We start from the raw sequence: 9,229 nt of genomic DNA, 5'->3' as shown, positions 1-9,229 counted from the left end.
GCGTGGGGCCAGGGATGTTCGCGGCCCACGCGCTGAGCCCGGCGGCCCGGGAGCGCGGCGCGCCTCCTCCCGTGGGCACCGAAGGAACGCGACGTCGAGGCGGATGATGGAACGGACAGCCTTTCGCGGCAGGCCGGGCGACGGGGGGACCGCCGGGCTTGAGGCGGGAGCGCTGGCCTGACGCGCTCAATGCCGCACGGTCCTCCAAGAGAGCAGGTCGATGTCTCGCGTCTTCGATGTCTCCGCAGTCACGGACACCCTTCGTCTGTCCCCGAAGGGGGCGGGGGAGGCCGTCTTCCACGTCATCAACGCCTCGCGTACCCCCGTGCGCGCGCGCCTCTCGGTGGTGCCTGACGCAGGCGCCCGGCGCGAGTGGCTCGTCCTCGAAGGCGAGCCCCAGCGCGACTTTCCTCCGACGGGCGCGCAGCGCGTCGTCGTCCGGGTCCGCGCGCCAGCGGGGACGCCACCGGGCCACTTCACCTTCCACCTGCGCGTGGAGGACCGCGACGCTCCCGACGCGCGGTCCGCGCAGGGGCCCGCCGTCACCGTCGAGGTGGTCTCCTCGCCGCCCGCCGGAAGGGCGTTCCCCATGAACTGGGCCGTCGTGGCGGTGGGGACGTTCATCCTGCTCGGGACGATGGCCTCCCTGCTCGCCGCGGACAGGGCGCGGCAGCCCGGCCCTGGGGCGCCCTGTCCGGATGGGCATTGTGGCAAGGGGCTGACGTGCGCGAAGCAGCGCGACGGGGGTGTGTGCCTGGCCTCGCAAGGCCAGCCCTGCGAGGCGGGCGCCCAGTGCATCACCGGCTTCTGTGAGCCCGGCGTGGGCTGCACGGTGCCGCTGGGGAAGGACTGCGCCTCTCCGGAGGACTGCCCGGGCGCGCTGACGTGCGCCGACGTGCTGGGCTCGTCCGTCTGTCTCCTCGAGCCGGAAGAGGCCTGTGAGAATGACCGCGACTGCGCCAGCTTCTTCTGCACCCCGGAGCGCAAGTGCAACCGGGATGACGGACGCTGTGACAGCAACGCCGAATGTCAGTCGCCCACGCAGTGTGGCGCGACGAAGCTGTGCCAGCTCCCGGATGGACAGCCGTGCATACGGCACGAGGCCTGCCTCTCCGGCTACTGCTCGGAGACCTGCCAGGTGTCGTCAGAGTCCTTCCAGTGCGAGTCACCGTGCCCCGCGTACACCGCCTGTGTGTCGGGGAGCTGCATCCCCGTGGAGGGCAAGCTCCTCAACCAGAACATGCTGCTGACGGCGCCCCGGATTCTCAAGGGCATCCGGGAGCTGCGCATCCAGCAGGGCACCCAGCCGTAGCCGGTGCGTGTCACCGCGGCGCCGGCCGCACCGCCTCGCCAATGTCCACCAGCCGCCGCACCTGCTCTTCGCTCATGCTCAGGTGCCGCGCGGCGCCCGGGATGTCCCCCGGGACGAAGGCGCGCATGGCCCGGGGACTGAACCAGTTGAAGAGCGTCACGACGCCGCGGACCAGCGAGGACTCGGTGAACACCGCCGTGGGTGGAATGACGTAGTCCTTGGGCACCTGGTTGAGCGCCTGTTGCCGCTGGGTGGCGCTGGGCCCGGGCCCTTCGGCCAGGACGAGCTGCGCGGTAACTGTGTCCCGGTGACGGGCAACGAGCTCGCAGTAGCGCGCCCAGTCGTCGGGGGCCGGTGGCTGCGCGTTGTGCGCCACCACCAGCACCGTGCCGACAGTGGCCAGCCCCAACGTCCGGCTCCGCACCACGTCCTGGATGTCGGGCGCGTCGAGCTGGACGGGAGCTGTCATCGACGCGTCTCTCCGTTGGGGGGCGGACATGCCGGAGTGTTCCTCCCCCTGGTGCCATGCGCAACCCGTATTTATTGAAATACTAGTTAATCCGGCTCTGGAGGTGGACGCTGGGGGTGCGGCGTTTGGCTACCGGGCGGGGACGCGGAGGGATGCCAGTGAGAGACTTGCAGGTGGCCTCGAGTTAGGCCCGGCCTCCCGGACGGTGCGGGTCTGTCTCGGCGGAATGTCAGCATTTCATGGTAGTAAGGAGTTGCGCCCGCTCTGTGGTGGGCCACTTGCTGGGGGGGCACTTCATGGTGCTTCGCTGGGCGGCGCCGCTGCTCTTGCTCGCGGCCATCACCGGGTGCACGACGAGTCGAGTCGTGCGGCTGGATGCCGGACATGACTCCTTCGTCGTCACTCCTCGCGAGGAGCCAGGCGCGGAGGTGGACGCGGCCGAACTCGACGACGACGAATTCGAGGAGGCCCTCGCGGAGCTGGCACGGGACGTGCGCCCGTTCCGCAACCCCATGCAGGAGGCCCGAGACCTCTTCGGCGTTCCGTCCCGCAGCGGGGTGTACCGATACGAGAGCCGCCCCCCGCGGCTCACCCCCCAGCGTCGAGAGGACGCGGGCGGCCCCCACCTGCTGGAGTCCTACGCGGATGACGAGCTGACGCGCGCTTATGGACAGTGGTGCAAGCGGAAGGACCATCCAGGGGACTGCTTACGCCTGTTGGAGGAAGGCCCCCTGCTGGCCAGCGACGGCAAATACACGTTGGCCTTGGCCATTGCGATGGATTCAGTGTGGGAGGAGACGGCGGAGGCCCTTGAGGACATGGCGGACCCCGTCGCGGTCATGGCCACCATCACCGCCTCAGCGACGATGTACCTGCTGCTCTGGGCGCTTCCCGAGCCAGTGAGCAAGGGCGCGGCCGCCACCCTGACCGCCATCGCCATTGCCTACCTGGGCGTGGACACGGTGTGGCGCTTGCTGGACGGCTGGTTGACTCTGGTGCGCGAGGTGGACCAGGCCACGACTTTCGCGCAGCTCAGTGCGTCGGGTGAGGCGTACGGCGAAGTCCTCGGAGAGAATGCGGCGCGCGTCTTCGTGATGCTGGCCACGGCTGCCATCGGGAGCACGGCAGGGTTGGCCGTGAAGGCGGCAAGACTGCCGGGCTCTGCCCCGGCGGCGCTTGCCGTGGAGTCCCAAGCAGGCTTCCAGTACGCCGCGGTGGGGAGTGTGCAGTCCGTCGCGGTGGCTGCTGAGGGCTTCACCATCACGCTCGCTCCCAACGCCCTGGCCATGGCGAGTCGGGAGCTGCGCAGCAAAGGAGAACGCCACCACCTCGCCACGAACAAGAACGACGTTTCCACCCTGCGTGGCGGGCCCTGGACGCCGCGATTCAGGGACCTCTTCACGAGGGCTGGAATGAAGCTGAAGGACCCCGAGAACATCGTAGAAGTCGTCGGCCACAAGGGGCCGCATCCGCAGCGGTATCATGAACGCGTCCAGGAGCGGCTGCTCGAAGCTTTGGGGAGCTGCCGGAAGGTGGCAGATTGCCGCAAGGCCCTCACGGTTGAGCTTCGCAGGCTCGCCAAGGATGCCGTGACCCAAGGAACGGAAATCCACAGGCTTTTGACTCAGGGCAAGTGACGCAGTGAGGAAGTCCACCATGTCGAATCACTCTCGATACTTCAGGCTCAAGGAAGACGTACAGGCCGGCAACTGGTACCTGGGAGAACCATTGACCAGACAGGGCCGGGAGCCGGAAGACATCAGGGAGTTTACTTCTGGACGGCCCTTCCGGGGTGATGGCCGCCTGACGCTCTCTATTCGTGAGCCTGGGCGTCGGCGCGATTTCAGCATGGCAGGCGTCGGCATGACTCCCGTTGTCCACGTCAGGGTGGCCGCCATCTTCGCGGAGCTGGCGCCCAATGATGTGCAACTGATACCTGTAGCGCTCAAAGGCTACCCAGACGAATATCAAATCCTCGTTGCTACGAAGGTTGTCCGGTGCATTGACGACAATGCATCAAGTGAAGTGGAGTTCTGGCTGCCAGAGGATGAGAGACCGGACAAGCTCGGCCAATACCGAAACGTGGTTGATATGCGGATTGACCGCACGAAGGTGGGCGACGCCAAGGTCTTCCGCACCTGGGGGTGGACAGTGGCCCTCATCGTCTCGGAGGACATCAAGGCAGCCCTGGAGCGTGCGCAGGTCACGGGAGCAAAGTTCGAGGAAGTCTAGACTGCGCGTTCCGCCGAGACGCGAGTGCCCGTCCCCTCGGCCCGCAGTCAGCGCTGCCGACGCTCAGCTCCAGACCCACCCTGTTATTCAAATCGCATCTGGCGTTGCCAGCAACTGCGTCTAATCGAGGATGAGCTCCACCATCAGGTCATCCTCGGGGTCCTCCTGGACGGAGGCGTCCGAGTCGTCCACGTCGTCGCCCTTGAAAGAGAATCCAGAGGGCGTCTGTCCATCGATGCAGGGAATCGTGCGGGGTGAGGTCCCCACGCCGTCGCCATCCGTGTCCGGGTACAGCACTGCCCAACGGAAGCGCGCGGCGTCCGTGTCATCGCAGTCGTTGCCCGTGGCCTGGGTGAAGTAGGGCTCGGGCAGTGACGTACCGGTGCACACGGCCCCGGCTTCTGGGTGGGTGTGTCCATCCGCGTCCCGGTCCACATGCGCGTAGGCCACCTGCCGCCAGCGCGCCGCGTCTTCCGCCGCGCAGTCCGTCCCCTGGGCCGACCACGGCGCGGGCACCGTGCCATCCGTGCACAGCGCGACGGTGTCCCCCGCGCCCACGCCGTCTCCGTCCGCGTCCGTCCACGCCTGGACGGAGGTGTGGACGCTCCGGTCCGCGTCGTCGCAGTCGTTCCCCCGGGGCAGGGTGGCGTAGCCGGTCGGAAGCGTCGCACCCGCGCACAGCGTGCCTGCTTCGGGCAGGGTGAAGCCGTCCCCGTCCGCGTCCCGATGCGCGTAGGCCAGCTCCTGCCAGCGCGAGGCCTCCACCACGTCACAGTCCGTGTCCACCGCGGAGAAGCCCTGGGGCATTGAGCGGCCCGCGCAGACACTCTGCCGGGCGCCCGCGCCAGCGCCGTCCCCATCCGTGTCCGGGAACACGCTCCAGCTCACCATGCGGCTGGCGTCGCGGTCGTCGCAGTCGTTCCGCGTGGGCCATTCGGCGTGGCCCTGGGGGAGCTGCGTGCCGCTGCACACCACGCCTTGCTCCGGGACGGTGTCGCCGTCGCCATCCGCGTCCCGATGCGCATACGCGCGCCACTGCCACCGCGTGCGGTCCTCCGGCGCGCAGTCCTCCGCGTCCAGTGCGTAGCCGGGTGGGGCCGTGCGGCCCGTGCACTGCGTCTGAGGCTCGCCGCTGCCAAAGCCGTCTCCATCCGCGTCCGCGTAGACGGTGCGCTCCGTCCAGCGCGCGGCGTGCGCGTCATCGCAGTCGAGCCCGTTGGCGCTCCGGGAATAGCCCAGGGGCAGCCGGTCGAGGCCGCACAGCCTGCCTTCCTCCGGCACCGTGAAGCCATCCCCGTCCGCGTCCCGGTGAGAGTACGTGAGCCAGTGGGCGCGGAGGAGGTCGTCGGGCGCGCAGTCGCCGTCCACCGCCACATGGCCTGGAGGCGGCCGTCTGCCAGCGCAGTGGGCCACGGGCTCGCCGCTGCCCACGCCGTCCCCGTCCGCGTCCGGCCACGCCCAGGTTGCTTCCGAGACGCGCGCGTCATGGTCATCACAGTCCGGCGGGCCGGCCTCCGCGCGGTAGCCCACGAGCGTGTTGCCCACGCACATCGTCAGCGGGCCCTCGCCAGTCGCCCCGTCGCCGTCCAGGTCGGGATAGAGCCCGGTCTGTTCGCGCCAGAGGGACGCAGTGTCGGGAGCGCAGTCACCGCCTTGAGGGCTCAGGCCCGCGGGGAGCCGCTGGCCCACGCAGCTCTGGATGGAGGGGCCCGCGCCCACGCCATCCAGGTCCGCGTCCACATGGCCCGCCAGGAACCGCCAGCGCGTGCCATCACCGGGCGCGCAGTCCAGGGCGTCGACGACGCCGTCTCCGTCCGAGTCCTGCTCCGGGCTGTCGCCATCCGCGCAGCCCGCCAGCGTCACCATGGCCAGCGTCAACGCCAGCCACGCCCGTCCATTCGTCCCCATGGAAGCCGTCCGTTCCGTCAGCGTGTCCGTGGGGCGTTCAGGGAAGGCGGGTCAGCTTGCAGGTGGTTGCCTGGAGGGAGGAAGGCATCTCGACGGTGAGGCGGAAGCGCCCCGGTCGGGTCATCAGGAGCAGCGCCATCCGGTCACACCGCACGCCGAAGCCCTGCTGGGACTCCTCGCTCCCATATGCCGACCAGAAGCTGAGGGTCCGGGGGGTCGCCTCTCCCTCCAGGATTCCCGTCACCTCGATGCCCCCGAAGGAGTAGGCCAGGAGCGCATCCACCGTCGTGAAGACGTAGGGCCTGCCGTATTCGGCATCCTCAGCCAGCGCGGAAGGAGCCAGGGCCAGGGCGGCGACAACGGAGGCGGTCCGGACAAGACGCGAGAACGACGGGAACATGAGGTTTTCCTCTGAAGCGGGCGCAGGGATGGCGGAGCTCCGCCCATGACCCATGCCCTATACGCACCCGCCCTGTTTTCTTGGCTGGCGCGCTGCGGGTCGTTCCCGCCGGAACCCGTCCGCCGACGCCCGACACCCGCCCCGTGCTGCACCTTGTCACGGCGGGTCGGCTGCAATACGCCTAGAGGCATGTCCACCGCCACGCTCCCCGCCGACTTCCTCCAGGCCATCACCGAGGGCTTCCCCGCCGACTTCCTCACCCGGGAGCCCGGGGACCTCCAGGAGTACGGCCGCGACTGGACGCGCGTCTACACGCCCGCCCCCGCCGCCGTGGCGCTCCCCCGGACGACGGACGAGGTCGCCCGGCTGCTCGCCCTGTGCCACCAGCACCACATCGCCGTGGTGCCCTCCGGCGGACGCACGGGACTGGCCGGCGGCGCGGTGGCGGCCCGGGGCGAGCTCGTCCTGTCGCTCCAGCGCATGACGCGCATGGGGCCGGTGGACCTGCTCGGCAACACGGTGCGCGTGCAGGCGGGCGCGGTGACGGAGGCCATCCATCACCACTGCGCGGAGCACGGCCTCACCTGGCCGGTGGACTTCGCCTCCAAGGGCTCCAGCACGGTGGGCGGCAACATCGCCACCAACGCGGGCGGGGTGAAGGTCATCCGCTACGGCCTCACGCGCCAGTGGGTGCTGGGGCTCCAGGTCGTCACGGCCCAGGGGGAGGTGCTGGAGCTCAACGGCGCGCTGGAGAAGAACAACACCGGCACGGACCTGCGCCAGCTCTTCATCGGCAGCGAGGGCACCCTGGGCGTCATCACCGAGGCCACCCTCAAGCTCACCCCGCTCCCCGGCCCGCAGGACGTGTTCCTCTTCGCGGTGCCGGACGTGGCCGCCGTGCTGCGCCTGTTCCGGGACGCGCGCCGGCAGAGCGCCTTCAGCATCTCCGCCTACGAGTTCTTCACCGACAGGTGCATGGCGCGCCTGGGCCGCCACCGCAAGCTGCGCCCGCCCTTCGAGACGCCCAGCGCGTGCTACGTGCTGCTGGAGGCGGAGTCGAAGGACGCCGCGGCGGTGGAGGGCTGGCTGGGCTCGCTGTTCGAGCGCGAGCTGGTGACGGACGGCGTCCAGGCCCAGGGCGCGGCCCAGGCGGCGGAGCTGTGGGCGCTGCGCGAGGGCATCAGTGAGAGCCTCTCCGCCACCGGACTGCCGCACAAGAATGACATCTCCCTGCCGGTGGCGGGGCTGGAGGCCTTCTGCGCGGAGCTGGAGGCCATCTTCAGCGCGCGCTACCCGGGCTGGGAAATCTGCCTGTTCGGCCACATTGGCGACGGCAACCTGCACGTCAACGTGATGAAGCCGGACGCCATGGACAAGGCGGAGTTCCTGACCCACACGAAGCAGGCGGACCCCACGATGTTCGCGCTGGTGCAGAAGCACGGCGGGAGCATCTCCGCCGAGCACGGCGTCGGCCTGTTGAAGAAGGACTCCCTCGGCTACTCACGCGCGCCCGCGGAGCTGGCCCTGCTGCGCACCCTCAAGCGAGCGCTGGACCCTCAAGGCATCCTCAACCCGGGCAAGGTCGTGGATGCCTGAGGGCGCCGGACGTCAGGACAGGATGCGCGTCTTGATGTCCGTCTCCAGCCCGGCGATGGCCTCGCACACCGGGGTGGACACATCCTGGTCCAGGTCCATCAGCAGGTAGCCGATGTTGGCGTCCGTGCTGAGCACCTGGGCGTGGATGTTGGCGTTGAGGTCGGAGACGATGCGGTTGATGTCGCGCAGCACGCCCGGGATGTTGCGGTGCACGTTGAGGATGCGGTGCGTGCCCGGGATGAGCGGCGCCTCGATGTGCGGGAAGTTGACCGCGCCCGTGCTGGCGCCCGACTTGAAGTACTTCAGCAGGCTGGTGGCGACTTCCTTGCCGATGGAGGCCTGGGCCTCTTCCGTGGACCCGCCGATGTGCGGCGTCAGGACGACGTTGGGCAGGCCCTGGAGCGCGGTGACGAAGCCGTCCGAGTTGCTCTCCGGCTCCTCCGGGTAGACGTCCACCGCGGCCCCGCCCAGGTGCTTGGACTGGAGCGCCCGCGCCAGCGCGTCGATGTCCACCACCGTGCCGCGGCTGGCGTTGATGAGGCAGGCGCCCTTCTTCATCTGAGCAATCTGCTCGGCGCCCATCATCAGGTGCGTGGTGGGCAGCGCGGGCACGTGGAGGGTGACGAAGTCGGAGGCGCCGAGCAGCTCCTCCAGCGTGACGGCCGGCTGCGCGTTGCCCAGCGGCAGCTTGGTCATCACGTCGAAGTAGAGGACGCGCATGCCCAGCGCCTCGGCGATGATGCCCAGCTGCGAGCCGATGTGGCCATAGCCGATGATGCCCAGCGTCTTGCCGCGCACCTCATGGCTGCCGGTGGCCACCTTGCGCCACTGGCCCGTGTGGACCTCCCGGCTGCGGTCGAAGAGCTGCCGCGTCAGGACGATGATTTCCGCAATCACCATCTCCGCCACGCTGCGCGTGTTGCTGAAGGGCGCGTTGAAGACGGGGATGCCGTGCGTGTTGGCGGACGTCAGGTCCACCTGGTTGGTGCCGATGCAGAAGGCGCCAATGGCCAGCAGGTCCTCCGCGTGCGCCAGCGCCGCGAGCGGCACCGTCGTCTTGCTGCGGATGCCCAGCAGGTGCACCCCCTTCAGCCGCTCCGCCAGCTCGTCCGGCTTGAGGGCGGACGAGGCGCGCTCCACCTGGAAGCCCTCCGCGGCCAGCATCTCCCCCGCGGACGGGTGGATGTTCTCCAGCAGCAGGGCTCGGAAGGGGCCGTCACTGCTGATGGCGCGCGTCGGAGAGGGCGGGAACCGGGGAGTGCTCATGGCGCCTTGCGTTAGACCTGGAGTCCGGGGCTGTCAAGGGTGGGGT

Annotated in this window: 8 protein-coding genes; 4 read left to right on the top strand and 4 right to left on the bottom strand. The window is 69.4% G+C overall.

Going from position 1 to position 9,229, the window contains the following annotated elements:
• Positions 1–220 precede the first annotated feature (220 nt).
• A complete protein-coding gene (locus tag G4D87_RS27345; RefSeq protein ID WP_163785481.1) occupies positions 221–1,312 on the top strand; it encodes a hypothetical protein in 1,092 nt (363 codons plus the stop codon).
• Positions 1,313–1,322: 10 nt separating this feature from the next.
• Here G4D87_RS27345 and G4D87_RS27340 read toward each other — a convergent pair whose 3' ends face one another.
• A complete protein-coding gene (locus G4D87_RS27340; RefSeq protein ID WP_205507742.1) occupies positions 1,323–1,781 on the bottom strand; it encodes an STAS/SEC14 domain-containing protein in 459 nt (152 codons plus the stop codon).
• A 296-nt stretch (positions 1,782–2,077) separates the two neighbouring features.
• On the opposite strand from G4D87_RS27340, the gene G4D87_RS27335 reads away from it, so the two are divergent.
• Both G4D87_RS27335 and G4D87_RS27330 read left to right on the top strand, forming a co-directional pair.
• On the top strand, positions 2,078–3,418 hold the full coding sequence (locus G4D87_RS27335; protein ID WP_163785479.1) for an AHH domain-containing protein: 1,341 nt from the start codon (positions 2,078–2,080) through the stop codon (positions 3,416–3,418).
• 19 nt (positions 3,419–3,437) lie between these two features.
• Positions 3,438–4,013 (top strand): imm11 family protein, encoded by a 576-nt coding sequence (locus tag G4D87_RS27330; RefSeq protein WP_163785477.1) that lies wholly within the window; start codon positions 3,438–3,440, stop codon positions 4,011–4,013.
• Between the two features lie 120 nt (positions 4,014–4,133).
• Here G4D87_RS27330 and G4D87_RS27325 read toward each other — a convergent pair whose 3' ends face one another.
• Together G4D87_RS27325 and G4D87_RS27320 are read right to left on the bottom strand one after the other, a co-directional pair.
• On the bottom strand, positions 4,134–5,921 hold the full coding sequence (locus G4D87_RS27325; RefSeq protein ID WP_163785475.1) for a hypothetical protein: 1,788 nt from the start codon (positions 5,919–5,921) through the stop codon (positions 4,134–4,136).
• A 37-nt stretch (positions 5,922–5,958) separates the two neighbouring features.
• On the bottom strand, positions 5,959–6,321 hold the full coding sequence (locus tag G4D87_RS27320; protein WP_163785473.1) for a hypothetical protein: 363 nt from the start codon (positions 6,319–6,321) through the stop codon (positions 5,959–5,961).
• 189 nt (positions 6,322–6,510) lie between these two features.
• Here G4D87_RS27320 and G4D87_RS27315 point away from each other — a divergent pair, with 189 nt between their 5' ends.
• Positions 6,511–7,917: an FAD-binding oxidoreductase gene (locus G4D87_RS27315; RefSeq protein ID WP_163785471.1), complete on the top strand. Its 1,407-nt coding sequence runs from the start codon at positions 6,511–6,513 to the stop codon at positions 7,915–7,917.
• Between the two features lie 12 nt (positions 7,918–7,929).
• Here the strand turns inward: G4D87_RS27315 and serA are convergent, their stop codons facing one another.
• Complete coding sequence (gene serA, locus G4D87_RS27310) at positions 7,930–9,183, bottom strand: phosphoglycerate dehydrogenase (protein ID WP_163785469.1); 1,254 nt, start codon at positions 9,181–9,183, stop codon at positions 7,930–7,932.
• Positions 9,184–9,229 lie beyond the last annotated feature (46 nt).

The sequence above is a fragment of the Myxococcus vastator genome (genome assembly GCF_010894475.1).
Lineage (GTDB): Bacteria > Myxococcota > Myxococcia > Myxococcales > Myxococcaceae > Myxococcus > Myxococcus vastator.
The sequence above is the reverse complement of the archived record's forward strand: the minus strand, read 5'-3'. Positions and strand labels throughout refer to the sequence as shown.

Bases quoted from the DNA above. Each gene is read 5' to 3' on its own strand.
- G4D87_RS27345 (WP_163785481.1), top strand. From the start codon at position 221: ATGTCTCGCGTCTTCGATGTCTCCGCAGTCACGGACACCCTTCGTCTG.
- G4D87_RS27340 (WP_205507742.1), bottom strand. From the start codon at position 1,781: ATGACAGCTCCCGTCCAGCTCGACGCGCCCGACATCCAGGACGTGGTG.
- G4D87_RS27335 (WP_163785479.1), top strand. From the start codon at position 2,078: ATGGTGCTTCGCTGGGCGGCGCCGCTGCTCTTGCTCGCGGCCATCACC.
- G4D87_RS27330 (WP_163785477.1), top strand. From the start codon at position 3,438: ATGTCGAATCACTCTCGATACTTCAGGCTCAAGGAAGACGTACAGGCC.
- G4D87_RS27325 (WP_163785475.1), bottom strand. From the start codon at position 5,921: ATGGGGACGAATGGACGGGCGTGGCTGGCGTTGACGCTGGCCATGGTG.
- G4D87_RS27320 (WP_163785473.1), bottom strand. From the start codon at position 6,321: ATGTTCCCGTCGTTCTCGCGTCTTGTCCGGACCGCCTCCGTTGTCGCC.
- G4D87_RS27315 (WP_163785471.1), top strand. From the start codon at position 6,511: ATGTCCACCGCCACGCTCCCCGCCGACTTCCTCCAGGCCATCACCGAG.
- serA (WP_163785469.1), bottom strand. From the start codon at position 9,183: ATGAGCACTCCCCGGTTCCCGCCCTCTCCGACGCGCGCCATCAGCAGT.